The organism is Zobellella taiwanensis, assembly GCF_003012795.1.
GTDB classification, from domain to species: Bacteria; Pseudomonadota; Gammaproteobacteria; order Enterobacterales; family Aeromonadaceae; genus Oceanimonas; species Oceanimonas taiwanensis.
Genome location: NZ_PXYH01000006.1, coordinates 156,937 through 173,238, shown reverse-complemented (window position 1 = coordinate 173,238; position 16,302 = coordinate 156,937). Strand labels below are relative to the sequence as shown.

15 protein-coding genes are annotated in these 16,302 nt (G+C 63.4%); 7 read left to right on the top strand and 8 right to left on the bottom strand.

From position 1 onward, the window contains the following. Positions 1 to 470: 470 nt before the first annotated feature. Together gabT and C7I36_RS06455 are read right to left on the bottom strand one after the other, a co-directional pair. Complete coding sequence (gene gabT / locus C7I36_RS06460) at positions 471 to 1,751, bottom strand: 4-aminobutyrate--2-oxoglutarate transaminase (RefSeq protein ID WP_106452896.1); 1,281 nt, start codon at positions 1,749 to 1,751, stop codon at positions 471 to 473. A 22-nt stretch (positions 1,752 to 1,773) separates the two neighbouring features. Further along, a complete protein-coding gene (locus C7I36_RS06455; RefSeq protein ID WP_106452895.1) occupies positions 1,774 to 3,237 on the bottom strand; it encodes an NAD-dependent succinate-semialdehyde dehydrogenase in 1,464 nt (487 codons plus the stop codon). 220 nt (positions 3,238 to 3,457) lie between these two features. Between C7I36_RS06455 and C7I36_RS06450 the strand changes: the two genes are divergently transcribed. The 5 genes from C7I36_RS06450 (at position 3,458) to C7I36_RS06430 (ending at position 7,971) form a co-directional block, all read left to right on the top strand. Beyond that, positions 3,458 to 4,375, top strand: coding sequence for a LysR family transcriptional regulator (locus C7I36_RS06450; RefSeq protein ID WP_245880050.1), 918 nt, complete (start codon positions 3,458 to 3,460; stop codon positions 4,373 to 4,375). A gap of 254 nt (positions 4,376 to 4,629) precedes the next feature. After that, complete coding sequence (locus C7I36_RS06445) at positions 4,630 to 5,637, top strand: TRAP transporter substrate-binding protein (protein WP_106452893.1); 1,008 nt, start codon at positions 4,630 to 4,632, stop codon at positions 5,635 to 5,637. Between the two features lie 58 nt (positions 5,638 to 5,695). Continuing rightward, on the top strand, positions 5,696 to 6,226 hold the full coding sequence (locus tag C7I36_RS06440; protein WP_106452892.1) for a TRAP transporter small permease subunit: 531 nt from the start codon (positions 5,696 to 5,698) through the stop codon (positions 6,224 to 6,226). After that, entirely contained in the window at positions 6,226 to 7,542 is a 1,317-nt protein-coding gene (locus C7I36_RS06435) for a TRAP transporter large permease (RefSeq protein WP_106452891.1), read from the top strand. The genes C7I36_RS06440 and C7I36_RS06435 overlap by 1 nt, the downstream gene beginning before the upstream one ends. A gap of 6 nt (positions 7,543 to 7,548) precedes the next feature. Next, positions 7,549 to 7,971: a universal stress protein gene (locus C7I36_RS06430; RefSeq protein WP_106452890.1), complete on the top strand. Its 423-nt coding sequence runs from the start codon at positions 7,549 to 7,551 to the stop codon at positions 7,969 to 7,971. A gap of 66 nt (positions 7,972 to 8,037) precedes the next feature. Here the strand turns inward: C7I36_RS06430 and C7I36_RS06425 are convergent, their stop codons facing one another. Then, entirely contained in the window at positions 8,038 to 9,327 is a 1,290-nt protein-coding gene (locus C7I36_RS06425; protein ID WP_106452889.1) for a purine/pyrimidine permease, read from the bottom strand. A 145-nt stretch (positions 9,328 to 9,472) separates the two neighbouring features. Beyond that, positions 9,473 to 9,901, bottom strand: a complete 429-nt coding sequence (gene zntR / locus C7I36_RS06420; RefSeq protein ID WP_106452888.1) for a Zn(2+)-responsive transcriptional regulator — start codon at positions 9,899 to 9,901, stop codon at positions 9,473 to 9,475. 197 nt (positions 9,902 to 10,098) lie between these two features. Between zntR and purH the strand changes: the two genes are divergently transcribed. Further along, on the top strand, positions 10,099 to 11,682 hold the full coding sequence (purH, locus tag C7I36_RS06415) for a bifunctional phosphoribosylaminoimidazolecarboxamide formyltransferase/IMP cyclohydrolase (protein ID WP_106452887.1): 1,584 nt from the start codon (positions 10,099 to 10,101) through the stop codon (positions 11,680 to 11,682). Between the two features lie 347 nt (positions 11,683 to 12,029). Beyond that, positions 12,030 to 13,316, top strand: a complete 1,287-nt coding sequence (gene purD, locus C7I36_RS06410) for a phosphoribosylamine--glycine ligase (RefSeq protein WP_106452886.1) — start codon at positions 12,030 to 12,032, stop codon at positions 13,314 to 13,316. 61 nt (positions 13,317 to 13,377) lie between these two features. Here the strand turns inward: purD and C7I36_RS06405 are convergent, their stop codons facing one another. From C7I36_RS06405 to C7I36_RS06390, 4 genes are all read right to left on the bottom strand, one after another. Beyond that, the gene (locus C7I36_RS06405; protein ID WP_106452885.1) at positions 13,378 to 13,734 is read right to left on the bottom strand and encodes a sirohydrochlorin chelatase; all 357 of its coding nucleotides are present in this window, start codon (positions 13,732 to 13,734) and stop codon (positions 13,378 to 13,380) included. A gap of 1 nt (position 13,735) precedes the next feature. Further along, positions 13,736 to 14,155, bottom strand: a complete 420-nt coding sequence (locus C7I36_RS06400; RefSeq protein WP_106452884.1) for a hypothetical protein — start codon at positions 14,153 to 14,155, stop codon at positions 13,736 to 13,738. 106 nt (positions 14,156 to 14,261) lie between these two features. Beyond that, positions 14,262 to 14,534 (bottom strand): nucleoid-associated protein HU-alpha, encoded by a 273-nt coding sequence (gene hupA, locus C7I36_RS06395; RefSeq protein WP_106452883.1) that lies wholly within the window; start codon positions 14,532 to 14,534, stop codon positions 14,262 to 14,264. A 249-nt stretch (positions 14,535 to 14,783) separates the two neighbouring features. After that, positions 14,784 to 16,301, bottom strand: coding sequence for a cryptochrome/photolyase family protein (locus C7I36_RS06390; RefSeq protein ID WP_106452882.1), 1,518 nt, complete (start codon positions 16,299 to 16,301; stop codon positions 14,784 to 14,786). Between the last annotated feature and the right edge of the window lies 1 nt (position 16,302).

The window sequence follows — 16,302 nt, the reverse complement described above, 5'->3', positions numbered from 1 at the left end:
TTGTCCTCCACGCTGTTACCAGGCATCTCAGGCCGGAACTTCCTCACTACTACGGCGTCATCTGCCACCTCGCACCGACTGCGGCCTCGGCTTTCACCTTGCGCCACAGCCTCCGGCATCGCCGGATCCGGTGTCAGGCTTCCCCGGTTACTGCACCGGCTCCCTGTTAACGATGCCACCCTCAAACACAGCACAGGTCTGACTGAGTATCGGGCGTCGCGCTATTTTGCACGCTAACCCACCTGGGCTGCCGAAGCAGGTTCACTTGCGTTGTGTACCGTTAACTTCCTATGGCTTCCTTCAGACCCCACCGTTGGCCAGTGGCGCCCTTGCCAGTCGGATTGTCTTCCCCTCAGTCGGGGTGACGCCATCTTCTTTCAGATGGCCGGGTTTGCCGGCTTCGCCGGGCAAACAAAAAAGCGGGCCAAGATGGCCCGCCAAAAGGTTATGACATCGACGTTTTCACTGACTCAAATCAGATCCGCCAGCACTTGCTCCAGCAGATCCAGCCCCTCGTTGACCACCTCCAGCGGCGACGTCAGCGGCGGCAGGAAACGGATCACGTTGCCTCGCACCCCACAGGACAACAGGATCACGCCATGCTCGATTCCCTTGGCCACCATCGCCTTGGTCAGTTCGGGGTTGGGCTGGTCCACATCCCCATCGTGCACCAGCTCCATCGCCACCATGGCGCCCAGGTTGCGCACCTGGCCGATATGGCGGGGATACTTGGCCTGCAGCTCGGACAGGCGCTTGTTCATCAGCTCGCCCAGGGCCAGGGCCTTGGCACACAGCTGTTCTTCTTCGATGATCTTCAGCACTTCCAGGCCGGCGGCGCAGGCCAGGGGGAAAGCCGCATAGGTGCCGCCCAGGCCACCCGGGTTGGCGGCGTCCATGATGTCAGCCTTGCCGACCACGCCCGCCAGCGGGAAACCGCCGGCGATGCCCTTGGCCATGGTCATCAGATCCGGCTCTATGCCGGCGTATTCGGTGGCGAACAGCTTGCCGGTGCGGGCAAAGCCGGTCTGAATTTCGTCGCAAATCAGCACTATGCCATGCTGGTCGCACAGGGCGCGCAGCGTTTTGAGGAAGGACGGCGGCGCCTGATAGAAACCGCCCTCGCCCTGCACCGGCTCGATGATCAGTGCGGCCACCCGGCCCGGCTCGATGTCGCAGTGGAACAGCTCATCCAGCGCCTTGAGCGACTGGGCCTCGGTCACCCCGTGATAGGCGTTGGGGTACGGCAGGTGGTAGATCTCCCCCGGGAAGGGGCCGAAACCGTCCTTGTAGGGGGCGACCTTGCCGGTCAGGCCCATGGCCAGGTTGGTCCGGCCGTGGAAACCGCCGTTGAAGGCGATGACGCCGCTGCGCTTGGTATGGGCACGGGCAATCTTGACCGCGTTTTCCACCGCCTCGGCGCCGGTGGTCACGAAAATAGCTTTCTTGGGGCTGTTGCCCGGGGCCAGCTCGACCAGCTTCTCGGCCAACTCGACCACGCTCTCGTAGGGCGTGACCATGGCGCAGGTGTGGCTGAAGCGCTCCAGCTGGGCGGCCACGGCGGCCTGGATGCGCGGGTGGCTGTGGCCGGTGTTGACCACGGCGATGCCGGCGGCAAAGTCGATGTAACGTTTGCCTTCCACGTCCCAGATTTCGTTGTTTTTGGCCTTGTCCACATACACGGCGGCCATGTTGCCCATGCCCCGGGCGAAGACGGCATCTTTACGTTGCTGCAGTGCTTGATTCTTGCTCATTTCGGTTTCTCCTCGGTCCTGCTCAGCGGATGCCGCCCATGCACAGGTATTTGGTTTCCATGTAATCCGCCAGGCCTTCGGCGGAACCTTCACGCCCCAGGCCAGACTCCTTGACCCCGCCGAAGGGGGCGATCTCGTTCGACAGAATGCCTTCGTTGATGCCAATCATGCCGTACTCGAGGGCTTCGGCCAGTTTCCAGATACGGCTGTGGCTTTCGGTATAAAAGTAAGCCGCCAGGCCGTAGGGGGTGTTATTGGCGATGGCGATGGCTTCGGCATCGTCGTTGAAACGGATCACCGGCGCCACCGGGCCGAAGATCTCCTGCTGGGCAATCTCCATGTCCTGGGTCACCCCGGCCAGTATGGTCGGGCTGTAGAACAGCTCGCCGGCCGGATGGGGCTTGCCGCCCACCACCAGCTCGGCACCCTGGCTCTGGGCACGGTCGACCATGGCGGAAATTTTTTCTATCGCCGCCCGGTTGATCACCGGCCCCAGGGTGGTGTTGTCGGCCAGGCCGTTGCCCACCACGAACTTTTCCACTTCCGCCTTAAAGCGGGCAATAAAGGCATCGTAAATGCCGTCCTGTACCAGGATGCGGTTGGCGCACACGCAGGTCTGGCCGGCATTGCGGAACTTGGAAATCACGGCGCCGGCCACCGCCGCCTCCAGGTTGGCGTCGTCGAACACAATGAAGGGCGCGTTGCCGCCCAGCTCCAGGCTGAGTTTCTTCACGGTGTCGGCACTCTGGCCATAAAGCAGCTTGCCCACCCGGGTAGAGCCGGTGAAGGACAGCTTGCGTACCCGGCTGTCGTCGGTCATCACCCGGCCCACCGCCGCCGCCTGACTGGAGGTGATCATGTTGATCACCCCGGCGGGGATGCCGGCCTGCTCGGCCAGGGCCATCAGCGCCAGGGCGGAGAAGGGGGTCTCTTCCGAGGGCTTGACCACTATGGTGCAGCCCGCCGCCAGCGCCGGGGCCAGCTTGCGGGTGATCATGGCGTTGGGAAAGTTCCAGGGGGTGATAGCGGCAACCACGCCGATGGGCTGTTGGATGCTCAGGGCGCGCTTGTCGGCGGTGGGCGCGGCAAACACCTTGCCATAGGCACGCTTGGCTTCCTCCGCGTACCACTCGATATAGGAGGCGCCGTAGAGCACCTCGCCCCGGGTTTCGAACAGCGGCTTGCCCTGTTCCAGGGTCATCAGCCGGGCCAGGTCTTCCTTGTGTTCGATGATGAGATCGAACCAGTTGCGCAACAGGCGGGCACGCTCCTTGGGACCGGTCGCGCTCCAGGCCGCCAGGGCCTGGCTGGCCGCGTCGATGGCGGCCTTGGTGTCGTCCACGCCCATGTCGGGGACCCGGCCAAGCATATCGCCGTTGGCGGGATTGAATACGGAAATGGTGGCGCCGCTGGCGGCCTGGCACCAGCGACCGTTGATGTAGCCGCTTTCCCGGACCAGGGTGCTGTTTACTGCAGAAATACTCATATTGGCTAAGCCTCGGTGTTGATTCCATCCTCGCCCGCCGGGCGGGCCTGTCCCTGTACCGGCATGGGCTCGCCGGCCTCGCGGTACGGTGCGCCTGTTCCTGTGAGCGGCACCGCGCCGACATGGGTCAATGTCTGATACCATGTTAGCGTTGGGATCAAAGTCCTATAAATGATCACGTATCAACATACACATTGAGGAACCTCAAACTTTGAACCAAGTGAGCAGACCCGTACTGGGACAAATCGGTGATTATGAAATTCGCCTGCTGAAACTGTTCAAGACGGTAGTGGAGTGCGGCGGCTTTTCGGCCGCCGAAACCGAGCTCAACATCAGCCGCTCCACCATCAGCGTGCACATGGCCAACCTGGAAAACCGGCTCAAGCTCAAGCTGTGCCGGCGTGGCCGCTCGGGCTTTGCGCTCACCGACGACGGCATGGTGATCTACGAGTCCGCCAAGCGGCTGTTCGCCCGGCTGGAGGAGTTCCGCTACACGGTAAACGAACTGCACGAACAGCTCACCGGCGAGCTGAAGATCGTGTCGGGCGACAACATCTGGCTGGAAGACGACTTTCCCATGGCCGATGTGTTCGCCGCCCTCGGCGAGCTGGCACCGGACGTGAGTGTGAGCGTGGACGTGGCCCATATGGGCGAGATCGAGCGGCGGGTCCTGAGCGAGGACGCGGACATCGGCTTCGTGCACTACCACCGGGACCTGGAAGGGCTGGATTACCGCCACCTTTACCAGGTGCGCTGCTTTCTTTATTGCAGCAACCGCCATCCGCTGTTTTACGCGGAAGACGACGTGGTCCGGGCCCGGCTGGGGGACTACAAGTTCATTCATCCCGGCATCTACACCAATCCGGAGGTGACCGCCCAGCTGGCGGGCATGCAACTGGCCGGGCGCGCCTATCACTACGAGCCGAGGGCGGCACTGATCCTGTCCGGCCAGTATGTCGGTTTCCTGCCCGAAAGCTTTGCCCGCCGCTGGGTCGAGAGCGGCCGCCTCAAGGCGCTGCTGCCGGAGCAAAAAAGCCACTACCTGGGGATTGCCGCCATTACCCGCAGCCACGGCCGCCAGAGCCGGCTGAAGGAGCTGTTTCTGCAATTAATCATCAATCAAATCAACCGGCTCTGAACCAGCGGCCATGATCCCCATCACAAAATCCCGGCCCGGACGGCGGGGTTTGCACCACCATGGTGCAAACCCCTGCCCCATGGTGGGGTTTTGGCTTTATGTTTGAGTCGTATCAAACCAAACATGCATCATTCTTTATTTAACCAAAGATTAACCTATCGCAGACTGCATGTGCCCAAAGGGCCAAAAAGACCAAAACAGACTTTGAGCCCGACTCAAAGAGATGGAATGTGATAACACAAGGGACTAACACTATGACTCGTTTATGGAGCTCCGCCCGTACCAAAATCGCCGCCTCCCTGATTGCCGTTGCCGGCATGGGGGCCACCATGGAAGCCATGGCAGCCGATTTCAACTGGCGCTTCACCAACCTTTACTCCCGCGGCACCGCCTTCGGCGACGTCTACCAGTCCTTTGCCGACAAGATCGAAGCCGACTCCAACGGCCGCATAAAGATCAACATGCTGTATGCGGGCGAAGGGGTCGACACCACCGGTATTATCGGTGCCACCAAGTCCGGCCTGCTGGACATGGCCGCCCCCTTCCAGCCCATGCATGCCGGTGAAATTCCCTTCGGCGTGGTCGAGGTGGGCCTGCCGGGCTCCGACGGCAGCCTGGAAGACCTGAACGCCCTGTTCCACGAAAAAGGCTGGGGCGAGGTGCTGACCGAAGCCTATGATCGCCACAACCTGGTGTGGCTGGATCCCTACTTCCAGCCCGGTGTCTATGTCATCACCAAGAAGAAAATCGAGTCCATCGAAGACTTCAAGGGCCTGAAAATCCGCGCTCCCGGCGCCTACGGCCGCTTCTTCCGCGAGCTGGGGGCCTCTCCGGTCAACCTGGCCTGGGGGGAAACCTACACCAGCCTGGCCACCGGCGTGATCGACGGCACCATTGGCTCCAACCTGATCGACCACCGCGACGGCAACTTCGCCGAAGTGGCCAAATACATGTATCCGCTGCCGGTATCCAGCGCCCAGGCCCTGCCGGTGCTGGTGAACAAGAACGCCTGGAACAAGCTGCCGGACGATCTGAAGGAAGTGGTGCGCAACGCCGCCAAGTGGCACGCCGAGCAGCAGGCCGAAAAGTCCGCCCAGTGGGAGCAGGAAGCGGTCGCCGACATGGAGAAAATCGGCATGCAGTGGAGCCCCGAGGCCTCCGACGCCGACAAGGCCCAGTGGCGCCAGGCCGCCGAGGCGGTGTGGGAACACTACGGCAAAACCGATAAATACAGCGCCCAGCTGGTAGAGATGCTCAAGTAACCCATCCCTGACCTGCCCCGCAACCGCGGGGCAGTTGCTTTCAATCTACGGATGCATGATGAAAACACTGCTTTGTTTATGGTGCAAAGGGGTCGGGCTGCTGGTCTCCGCCGTCAGCCATACCATCGCCCTGGCCCTGCCATTACTGGCGGGAACCATCGCCTTCGAGGTGTTCTCCCGCTATGTACTCGACAGCCCCACCCTCTGGGCCTATGACGTTTCCCTGTTCCTGTTCGGCTACATCGGCGCCCTGTGCGGAGCCCATGCCCAGCTGAAAAAGGCCCATATCAACGTGGATATCGTCTACCTGGCGGTATCCCAGCGGATGAAGAACCTGTTCGACCTGGTGTCCAACACCCTGGGCGGCTTTTTCCTGTGTGTTATCGCCAGCAAAAGCTGGGAGAAAGCGCTGGAAGCCATCGATTTCGGCTATACCCGCCAGTCCGAGTGGGGTCCGTCCATCGGCCACTTCTGGGTCATGGTCACCGCCGCCGCCCTTTTGTTCTTGCTGCAACTGTCCGCCGACATGCTCAAAGACGGCTGGCAGCTGATCACCGGTGAGTCCCTGCTGTCAGAGGACGAAGAATAATGAGTATTGAACTGATTACCGCCCTGCTGCTGGTGGGCGTGCTGATTTCCTTTGTAATGGGGGCCCAGGTGGGCCTGGCGCTCGGCGGCGTGGCCATGCTGCTCGGCTATGCCACCTGGGGCGAGGGCATTTTCAACATAGTGCCCACCACCATAGAGAGTACCCTGTTCAGCTTTGTACTGCTGGCCATACCGCTCTACATCTACATGGGCCAGTTGCTGACCCGTTCCGGCATCGGCGATGCCATGTTCAAGGCCAGCCAGCTGATCATCGGTCGTATCCGCGGCTCGCTCGCCATCAGCGTGATCGGCGTCTGCTCCATGATCGGCGCCATGGTGGGCATCATCGGCGCCGGTATCATGACCTCGGGCAGCATCGCCCTGCGCCCCATGCTGGAGCGCGGCTACGACAAGAAGCTGGCGCTCGGGGTGATCATGGCCGGCGGCGGCCTGGGGATACTGATCCCGCCCAGCATCCCCATGATACTGTTCAGCTCCACCACCCAGACCTCGGTGGGCAAGATGTTCGTCGCCGCCCTGGTGCCGGCGCTGATCTCCATTACCGTGCTGGTGCTGTACGTGGTGATCTCCTGCCGGCTCAATCCCAGCCGGGCCCCCATGGGCCATGCCCTGGACGTGCCCAAGGATGCCCGCGAGCGCTTTATCACCCTGCGCGACGGCTTTATGGCACTGCTGCTTATCGTGGTGGTGCTGGGCAGCATCATCAGCGGCATCGCCACTCCCACCGAGTCCGGCGCCATCGGCGTGGTCGGCGCCCTGTTGCTGGCGCTGATGTACAAACGCTTCAAGCTCAGCATGATGAAACGCTCCGGCATCGAAACCGCGCTGCTGGTCAGCGTGGCCATCTGGATAGTGCTGGGTGCCTCTGTGTTCAGCAATTTCCACCTGCTGATGGGGGTACAGGGCATGGTGGCCGACTTTGCCGCCGGCCTGGATCTGCCGCCCATCGTCATCATCATGATGATGCAGGTGGTGATGCTGCTGCTCGGCTTTATCATCGACGAGATGATCATCGTGCTGATCTGCGCCCCCCTGTTCACCCCCATCGCGGTGAGCCTGGGCTATGATCCCATCTGGTTCGGCATCCTGATGATCCTCAACATCGAGATAGCGGTACAGACCCCGCCCTACGGCTTTGCCCTGTTCTACCTCAAGGGCATAGCGCCTCCCGGGGTGACCATGATGGATATCTACAAGTCGATTCTGCCGTTCGTGCTGCTCAAGCTGGGCGTGCTGATCCTGTGCATGCTGGTGCCGGAACTGGTCACCTGGCTGCCCAACAAGCTGATGGGATAACGATTCATGTTCAAGCAAATACTCTTGCCCCTGGATTTCGAACACCAGGAACTGTACGACAAGGTGGTGGAGGCGGCGCTGCGGCTCTGCCACCCGGAGGGCAGGATCAACCTGCTCTACGTCAACTCGGCACGCATTCACCACGCGGCGGCGCCGCTGTATTCCCGGGAGCTTATCAGCAAACTGGACCAGGCGGTGGAACAACAGATGGCGGACTTCATGCAGGCCCAGATCCCCGCCGAGCACCGGGGCCGGCTGTGGATTCGCCATGGCGTGGTGTACGACACCATACTGGCGCGGGCCAAAAAGCACGAGGCAGACCTTATCATCATGCCCGCCTCCCGGCCGGGAGCCGAGACCTACCTGCTCGGCTCCAACTCCTCCAAAGTGGTGCGCCACGCCAAGTGCGCCGTGCTGGTGGTGCGGTAAAAAGCCGGGGACTGGAATTCTGCAGGCCCCGGTTTATCCGGGGCAACCCGTCCCTCTCTTGCTTGATTAATGCCCCTTCCCTTTCGGCCACAGCTGTTCCATCGCCAACGCCAGCAGGGTGCCGGTAAGCAGGCCGTTGCCCAGCAGGTACTGGGCCAGGCCGGGCCAGTGTCGGTACAGCTCCGGCGGCAGGAACATACATCCCACCCCCAGCAGCAGGGCCACACCGACAATGGTGCTGGCCCTGTTGTCCATGGCCTTGCGGGTCAGCAACTGGAACGCCAGGCTCACCAGCTTGATAAAGGTCGCCAGCAGGGCGGCATTGGCCACCGGCGCCGGCAGCAGCGACAGCACCCCCAGCGCCGCAGGGAACAGCGACACCAGCGCCAGCAAACCGCAGGCCAGCAGAAAGGGCGCACGCCGGTCGTCGCCGCTCAGCTGGATAAAACCGGCGGTCACCGGCAAGGGTACCACCGCTATGGTGGCCCCGGCGCCCGCCAGCAGGTGGCTGATCCCGGACGCCGCGCTGCTGCGGTTGATCACCCGGTTGCCGTCGGCATCGCGCTCGCGCACCACCGCCGATACCGCGGTAACTGCCGCTATCTGGTTGGAAAACAGCAATAGCGAAAACAGCACCGCCACCACCAGCATGCCCGCATCCAGCCGGGGCGCGCCCCAGGCGAACAACTCGGGCCACTGCAGGCCGGACGCCGGGGCGGCCCCGGCGGGCTGAGCGAGCCCGAACAGGACAAAGGCCAGCCAGCCGGCGCCGATGCCCACCAGCACCGCATAGGTACGCAGCAGGTTGTGGCGGCTGAAGGAGCACAGCAGCACCCCGAGGAACACCAGCAGGCCAATCAGCAGCACCGGCAGGCTCATGGCGCCGGTGGCCGGATCCGTGACCATGCCGCGTACAAACACACCGGACAGCTGGATCACCAGCAGCAGGATGAAACAGCCGGTCACCAGGGGGGTGAACAAAAACAACAACCGGTGCACCTGGCCGGCCAGCCCCAGCACCAGCATGATAACGCCCGCCACCAGCACCCCGCCCGACAGCAGGCGCAGGGTATCCGGGCTGTCCAGTCCCTGCTCCCGGCCGATATAGGCCATGACCACAAAGACGATGGCCCAGGATCCGGCAGGGCCGTCGGCGATGGGATAACGGTGGCCCAGCCAGGCCTGCAGGCCCGAACTCAGGCCCACCAGCAACAGGGTGCGCTGCATCAGCCCGGCCACCTCGGCCGTGGTCAGGCCAAAGGCCTGGCCCAGCACTATCGGCAGGGCCAGGGCGTTGGCCAACAGAAAAACAAACCACTGAGTCACGCTCAGTCCCCAGCCCAGGTGGTGTCGCATGGACGTCTCCCGTGATAAACAGATGAAAGCAGGCGCCCGTGGGCGCTCGGATAATAGCGCCAAACAGGAACACAGGCGGCACGGCTGCCCCATGAGAGCGGGGCACACAAAGACAGGCCGCGACAGGCGGCCATTTCAGGGGGCGTTAACGGGCGTTATTCTCGGTGTTCGGCAGCCTACCGTCCAGTGCCTCGAGGATGGAGCAGTGCTCGGCGCTTTCCGAGCCGCCGCAGCAGGCGTCCGACAACAGCCTGAGCGAGTGCCGGAACTGCTCCAGCTCGCGGATCCGCTCCTCCACGTCCGCCAGCTTGGCATCGGCCACCGCCTTCACCTCCCGGCAAGCGACCTCGCAACGGCTGATCCGCAGCGACAGCAGTTCGTCGATATCCTTCAGGGAAAACCCGACCCGCTTACAGCGCAAAATAAAATGCAGCCGGTTGCGGTCTTCCTCGCTGTACAGCCGATAGCCGGCGGCGGTACGCAGGCTGGGGCTGAGCAACCCTTCCTTCTCGTAAAAACGCAGGGTGTCGGCCTTGATGCCGAACTGCCTGGCCAGTTCACCGATCCGAAACATCCCTTACTCCCTTGTTCCCACCCGGGTTTTGTTACACATAAAACCTCTTGACACCAAAGCAAATAGTCAAACAAGACACCACAAAATACAGTAGAATATGCCGCCTCCGTTCTGGCACGCCAGGCGGTTTGGTAAAGCCGGCGGCAGCGCCGATTTTACCAAACCCCCCGATTGATCGTTAAAGGAACGAGAACATAATGGAAACTGCCCGACCCATTCGCCGTGCTCTGCTGAGTGTGTCCGACAAACAAGGTATCGTCGACTTCGCCCGTGGCCTGCAGGCCCGCGGCGTAGAGCTGCTGTCCACCGGCGGCACCGCCCGCCTGCTGGCCGACCAGGGCCTGGCCGTAACCGAAGTGTCCGACTATACCGGTTTTCCGGAAATGATGGACGGTCGGGTCAAGACCCTGCACCCCAAGGTGCACGGCGGCATCCTCGGTCGCCGCGGCCAGGACGATGCCATCATGGCCGAGCACGGCATAGCGCCCATCGACATGGTGGTGGTCAACCTCTACCCCTTTGCCAACACCGTGGCCAGGCCTGACTGCACCCTGGAAGACGCCATCGAGAACATCGACATCGGCGGCCCCACCATGGTGCGCGCCGCGGCCAAGAACCACAACGATGTGGCCATAGTGGTCAACGCCGGCGACTACGACCGCCTGCTGGCCGAGCTGGACGCCAACGGCAACAGCCTGACCCAGGCCACCCGCTTTGATCTCGCCATCGCCGCCTTCGAACACACCGCCCAGTACGACGGCATGATCGCCAACTACTTCGGCACCCTGGTGCCGGCCTACCACGAGGCCGCCGAGGGCTCGAAATTCCCGCGCACCGTCAACTACCAGTTCACCAAGAAGCAGGATCTGCGCTACGGCGAAAACAGCCACCAGAGCGCCGCCTTCTATGTGGAAAACAACGTGGATGAGGCGTCCGTGGCCACCGCCATCCAGTTGCAGGGCAAGGAACTGTCCTACAACAACATCGCCGACACCGACGCAGCTCTTGAGTGCGTGAAGGAATTCGATGAGCCGGCCTGTGTGATTGTGAAGCACGCCAACCCCTGCGGTGTGGCCCTGGGCAAGGATCTGCTGGAAGCCTACGATCGCGCCTACCAGACCGACCCCACTTCCGCTTTTGGCGGCATCATCGCCTTCAACCGCGAGCTGGACGAGGCCACCGCCCGCGCCATTATCGATCGCCAGTTCGTGGAAGTGATCATCGCCCCGTCCATCAGCGCCGAGGCGAAAGCCGCCGTGGCCGACAAGAAGAACGTGCGCCTGCTGGAATGCGGCCAGTGGAACAGCCGCACTCAGGGCCTCGACATCAAGCGCGTCAACGGCGGCATTCTGGTGCAGGACCGGGATCAGGGCATGGTGGACCTGGCCGACCTCAAGGTGGTTTCCAAGCGCCAGCCCACCGAAGCCGAGCTGAAAGACCTGCTGTTCTGCTGGAAAGTGGCCAAGTTCGTCAAGTCCAACGCCATCGTCTACGCCAAGGGCGGCCAGACCATAGGTGTGGGCGCCGGCCAGATGAGCCGGGTGTACTCCGCCAAGATCGCCGGCATCAAGGCCGCCGACGAAGGCCTGCAGGTGGAAGGATCCGTGATGGCCTCCGACGCCTTCTTCCCCTTCCGTGACGGCATCGACGCCGCCGCCGCCGCCGGCATCAGCTGTGTGATCCAGCCCGGCGGCTCCATGCGCGACGAAGAAGTGATCCAGGCCGCCGACGAGCACGGCATGGCCATGGTGTTTACCGGCATGCGCCATTTCCGGCACTGACAGGGGCCAGTGGGAGGCGGTTGCGGAAAGCGGCGACGGTCGGGATGGGGCAACCTCACGCCGACTCGCCGTTATCGTTGCCACCGGCGCTTTTTGCCTGCTGCGAACTTTCACTGGAAGTTCGGTCAGGCAAAAAGCTTGGTGCCAGCGAGCAAGCTCGCCCCTGGGGGCTCGGCGGCGCCATCCCTGGCGCCAACGGTCGGCTTAGAGGTCACCCCATCCCTCTTGCCGACCGATGCAGCCGCCTGCAAGCCCCTTCCCCGGCAGCCCCGAATGCTGTCGGGGCCGCCCCTTTGGTCTACCCTCAGTGTCCACAGGTTTCGTTTTAACAGTTTAAGGAACAGACCATGAAGGTATTGGTTATCGGCGGTGGCGGTCGTGAACACGCCCTGGCCTGGAAAGCCGCCCAGTCTCCCAAGGTAAGCCAGGTATTCGTGGCCCCCGGCAACGCCGGCACCGAGCTCGAGCCCAGCCTCACCAACGTGGCCATCTCCGCCACCGACATCAAGGATCTGCTGGCCTTCGCCCTGCAGGAACAGATCGGCCTGACCATAGTGGGCCCCGAGGCCCCGCTGGTGGCCGGCGTGGTCGACGCCTTCGAGGCCGAAGGCCTGGCCATCTTCGGCCCCAGCGCCGCCGCCGCCCAGCTCGAAGGCTCCAAGGCCTTCACCAAGGACTTCCTTGCCCGGCACCGCATTCCCACCGCCGACTACCGGAACTTCACCCAGGTGGAGCCGGCGCTGGAGTATCTGCGCGAAACAGGCGCGCCCATCGTGGTCAAGGCCGACGGCCTGGCCGCGGGCAAGGGCGTGATCGTCGCCATGACCCTGGAAGAGGCCGAGGCGGCGGTCCGCGACATGCTGGCCGGCAATGCCTTCGGTGACGCCGGCAGCCGGGTGGTGATTGAGGAATTCCTCGACGGCGAGGAAGCCTCCTTTATCGTGATGGTGGACGGCGAGCATGTGCTGCCCATGGCCACCAGCCAGGATCACAAGCGCGTCGGCGACGGCGACACCGGCCCCAACACCGGCGGCATGGGCGCCTACAGCCCCGCCCCCGTGGTCACGCCCGAAATCCACGACCGCATCATGGCGCAGGTGATCATGCCCACGGTGCGCGGCATGGCGGAAGAAGGCCACGTCTACAAGGGCTTCCTCTACGCCGGCCTGATGATCGACCAGAGCGGCCAGCCCAAGGTGATCGAGTTCAACTGCCGCTTCGGCGACCCGGAAACCCAGCCGATCATGCTGCGCCTGCAGTCGGATCTGGTGGAGCTGTGCCTGGCCGGCTGCAGGGGTGAGCTGGACCAAGTGACCGCCGAGTTCGACCCGCGCGCCTCGGTGGGCGTGGTACTGGCGGCGGGCGGCTACCCGGGCCACTATCGCCAGGGCGACGTCATCACCGGCATCCCCGCCGAAACCGAGAGCACCAAGGTGTTCCACGCCGGCACCAAGTTCAAGGACGGCGAACTGGTCACCTCCGGCGGCCGGGTGCTGTGCGCCACCGCCCTGGGCCATACGGTGACCGAGGCCCAGGCCAACGCCTATGGGGTAACCCGCCAGATCGAATGGGATGGCGTCTTCTACCGCAACGACATCGCCTGGCGCGCCATCGAGCGGGAACAGCAGGCGTAAGCTGGAAGGATAATACCGAGGGGCCGGATAGGCCCCTCTTTTTTTGCGCCTTGGCGGCGGTTTACAGCTGCCGACCCAGCCAGTCGGCAAACCCGGGCAGGGCGCCCAGGTGGGGCAGCAGGGTGATGCTCAGTTGCGGATACTGCTCCCGCTTCTGCTCCAGCACCGAGGGCAGGTCCTTCACCACATGCTTGCCCTGGGCCAGGAAATAGGGAAACAGCCGGATGTCGGTGGCGCCGGCCGCCACCTGGGCATCGATGGCCTGCTCCAGGCTGGGCTCGGCCAGCTCCCAGAAACCATGGCCGACCACCGCATACCTGTCGCCCAGGCCTTCGGCCAGGGAGGTGGCAAAGGCGGCGATTTCGTCGTTGGCGGCCGCCCGGCGGCTGCCGTGGGCGACCAGGATAAAACCGTTCATATCACTCCTTTTTGATACAGACGTCCGGCGGCTGGGCCGCCAGTATATCGACGCAAAAATCCCAGCTGGCAATGCGATAGTGCTGGATATCCTCTTCCAGGTGCGAGCCCTGGGTTTCCTGGTGGAACCAGGTCAGGAAACGCGACGGGGTAATCAACTGGATTTGGCAGTCGGTGTCGCCCTCGTCATGGAGAAAATCGAGCACGTCCGCCCCTTCCAGCACCCGATAACCGAACAGGTGGCCAAAACTGAGCCAATAAACCACCTGCGGCGGGGTGTCGATATTGGTGGGAATGCCCATGGCCAGCTCCAGGCTGCCGCTCCATACATCCTGGTGCAGCTCGGTCAGCATCAGTCCAGTGGCCAGCCCCCGGGCACCCGCCCAGGGAATCGCGACCTGGCGAATTGCGTTCATTTCCATAACATCCTCCACGGGCGGCAAGCCTGTCTCAGTTATAACAACCAGGGGATCAAAGGAGCAAGAAGAGATGAAAAAAACCCGGCGGCGCCGGGTTTGGGGGGGAAGCTTATTTAATCGCGTCTTTCAGCGCCTTGCCAGCCACGAAGGCGGGCACGTTTGCCGCTGCAATCTGGATTTCCTGGCCGGTTTGCGGGTTGCGGCCGGTGCGGGCGGCGCGATGATTCACCTTGAAGGTGCCAAAGCCGACCAGCTGAACCGGATCACCTTCTTTCAGGCTCTGAGTGATACCGTTGAGTACTTCTTCCAGGGCTGCCTTGGCCTGAGCCTTGCTCAGATCCGCCTTGGCGGCGATTGCATCGACAAGCTGAGTCTTGTTCATAGGGTATCCTTTCTCACTTGGCATTAAGCGGTTGCCCACTCTATTCAAATTTCGGGCTCAAGCAAAGCCTTTGTCTTGGCGCCCCGCATCGAGTGCCGTTGTTTTGTGCGTAAACTGCGGAAAACATCACATAACCGCAAGGAGAGGCCCGGGCCAGGCCCGAGACGCCCTCAGCATAGCCGAGCCGGCGCGGTGCCGCCAATAGCCCCCAGACCGCCGGCGGCCAGCTTCTGCCGCGGGTCGTGGCGGCTACAGCCGTTCCAGCGAGCCCAGCAGCCGCTCCCCCCAATCGAGGATGGCCTGGCGATCGGCGGGTGTCTTGCGATCCCAGTTGGCATACACCAAGGCGAGCCGCCCAACGCCTTCCAGCCGGTCCCGGTGGCGGGCCATGAAGTGCCAGTAAAGACTGTTGAAAGGGCAGGCACCGGGGCCCGTTTGCCGGCGCACCTGGTAAGGACAGTGCCGGCAGTGATCGGACATCCGCTGGATATAGGCGCCTGCGGCCGCGTAGGGCTTGCTGGCCAGCAGGCCGCCGTCGGCAAACAGCGCCATGCCGTGGGTATTGGGCAACTGCACCCATTCCAGGGCGTCGGCATAGACTCCCAGATACCAGGCATTCACTTGCTCCGGCGCCAGCCCGGCCAGCAGCGCAAAGTTGCCGGTCAGCATCAGCCGCTGGATGTGGTGGCCGTAGGCAAAGCGGCGGATCTGCCCTATCGCCTGGCTCAGGCAGCGCATCCGGGTGGCGCCGCTCCAGTACCAGGAGGGCAGCGGCCGGCTGGCGCCGAAGTGGTTGAGCCGGCCATAACCGGGCCCCTGCCAGTGATAAAAGCCATGCACATATTCACGCCAGCCGAGGATCTGGCGGATGAAGCCCTCGGCGGCATTGAGCGGGCAGCGTCCCTCGCGCCAGGCCTGCTCCGCCCGCTGGCACACCGCCAGCGGCGACAGCAACCCCAGGTTGAGGGCCGCCGCCAGCCGGGAATGGAATAAAAACGGCTGCCCTTCGGCCATGGCATCCTGATAATCGCCAAACCCGGGCAGCCCCTCGGCCAGGAACCGCTCCAGCCAGGCCTCGGCCTGCTCGGGCGTCACCGGCCAGTCGAAGGAGGCCAACTCACCGAAGCCGTCGGCAAAATCCTCCGCCACCTCCGCCAGCACTTCCCGGGTCAGGGCATCGGTGGCCGGCGGCGTCCATACCGGCGGTGCCGGCTCGCCCCGCCAGGGCTTGCGGTTGTCCGTGTCGTAATTCCAGCGCCCGCCCACCGGCCGGCCCTGCTCCATCAGCAGGCCGGTATGGCGGCGCAGCTCCCGGTAGAAATACTCCATCCGCCACTGGCGGCGGCCGCCGGCCCAGCGGGCAAAGAACCCGGACGGCGCGATAAAACGGTTGTCCTCGAACTGGCGCACCGGCAGGTGTTCGCCAAAGGCGGCCAGCGCCCGGGCCAGGCGAAAGTCGCCGGGCCGGGTCCACCACAGCGCCGTTGCCGGCTCTTCCGCCAGTGCCTGGGCGATGGCCGCCGGCAGGCTCGCCAGCCCCTGGCGGTAACGAACATAACGCACCCGCCAGCCCTGGGCGGCCAGGCGCGCGGCAAAGTGGCGCATGGCGCTGAAAAACATCACCAGCTTCTGGCGGTGGTGCACCACCTGATGGGCTTCCTCCGCCACCTCCGCCATCAGCAGGGTATCCTGGCGGGGATCCGCCTCGCGCAGCAGGTCGAGCCCGGTGCTGAGCTGGTCTCCCAGCACCAGCAGCAGGCGGCCCATG

Bases quoted from the DNA above. Each gene is read 5' to 3' on its own strand.
- gabT (WP_106452896.1), bottom strand. From the start codon at position 1,751: ATGAGCAAGAATCAAGCACTGCAGCAACGTAAAGATGCCGTCTTCGCC.
- C7I36_RS06455 (WP_106452895.1), bottom strand. From the start codon at position 3,237: ATGAGTATTTCTGCAGTAAACAGCACCCTGGTCCGGGAAAGCGGCTAC.
- C7I36_RS06445 (WP_106452893.1), top strand. From the start codon at position 4,630: ATGACTCGTTTATGGAGCTCCGCCCGTACCAAAATCGCCGCCTCCCTG.
- C7I36_RS06440 (WP_106452892.1), top strand. From the start codon at position 5,696: ATGAAAACACTGCTTTGTTTATGGTGCAAAGGGGTCGGGCTGCTGGTC.
- C7I36_RS06435 (WP_106452891.1), top strand. From the start codon at position 6,226: ATGAGTATTGAACTGATTACCGCCCTGCTGCTGGTGGGCGTGCTGATT.
- C7I36_RS06430 (WP_106452890.1), top strand. From the start codon at position 7,549: ATGTTCAAGCAAATACTCTTGCCCCTGGATTTCGAACACCAGGAACTG.
- C7I36_RS06425 (WP_106452889.1), bottom strand. From the start codon at position 9,327: ATGCGACACCACCTGGGCTGGGGACTGAGCGTGACTCAGTGGTTTGTT.
- zntR (WP_106452888.1), bottom strand. From the start codon at position 9,901: ATGTTTCGGATCGGTGAACTGGCCAGGCAGTTCGGCATCAAGGCCGAC.
- purH (WP_106452887.1), top strand. From the start codon at position 10,099: ATGGAAACTGCCCGACCCATTCGCCGTGCTCTGCTGAGTGTGTCCGAC.
- purD (WP_106452886.1), top strand. From the start codon at position 12,030: ATGAAGGTATTGGTTATCGGCGGTGGCGGTCGTGAACACGCCCTGGCC.
- C7I36_RS06405 (WP_106452885.1), bottom strand. From the start codon at position 13,734: ATGAACGGTTTTATCCTGGTCGCCCACGGCAGCCGCCGGGCGGCCGCC.
- C7I36_RS06400 (WP_106452884.1), bottom strand. From the start codon at position 14,155: ATGGAAATGAACGCAATTCGCCAGGTCGCGATTCCCTGGGCGGGTGCC.
- hupA (WP_106452883.1), bottom strand. From the start codon at position 14,534: ATGAACAAGACTCAGCTTGTCGATGCAATCGCCGCCAAGGCGGATCTG.
- C7I36_RS06390 (WP_106452882.1), bottom strand. From the start codon at position 16,301: ATGGGCCGCCTGCTGCTGGTGCTGGGAGACCAGCTCAGCACCGGGCTC.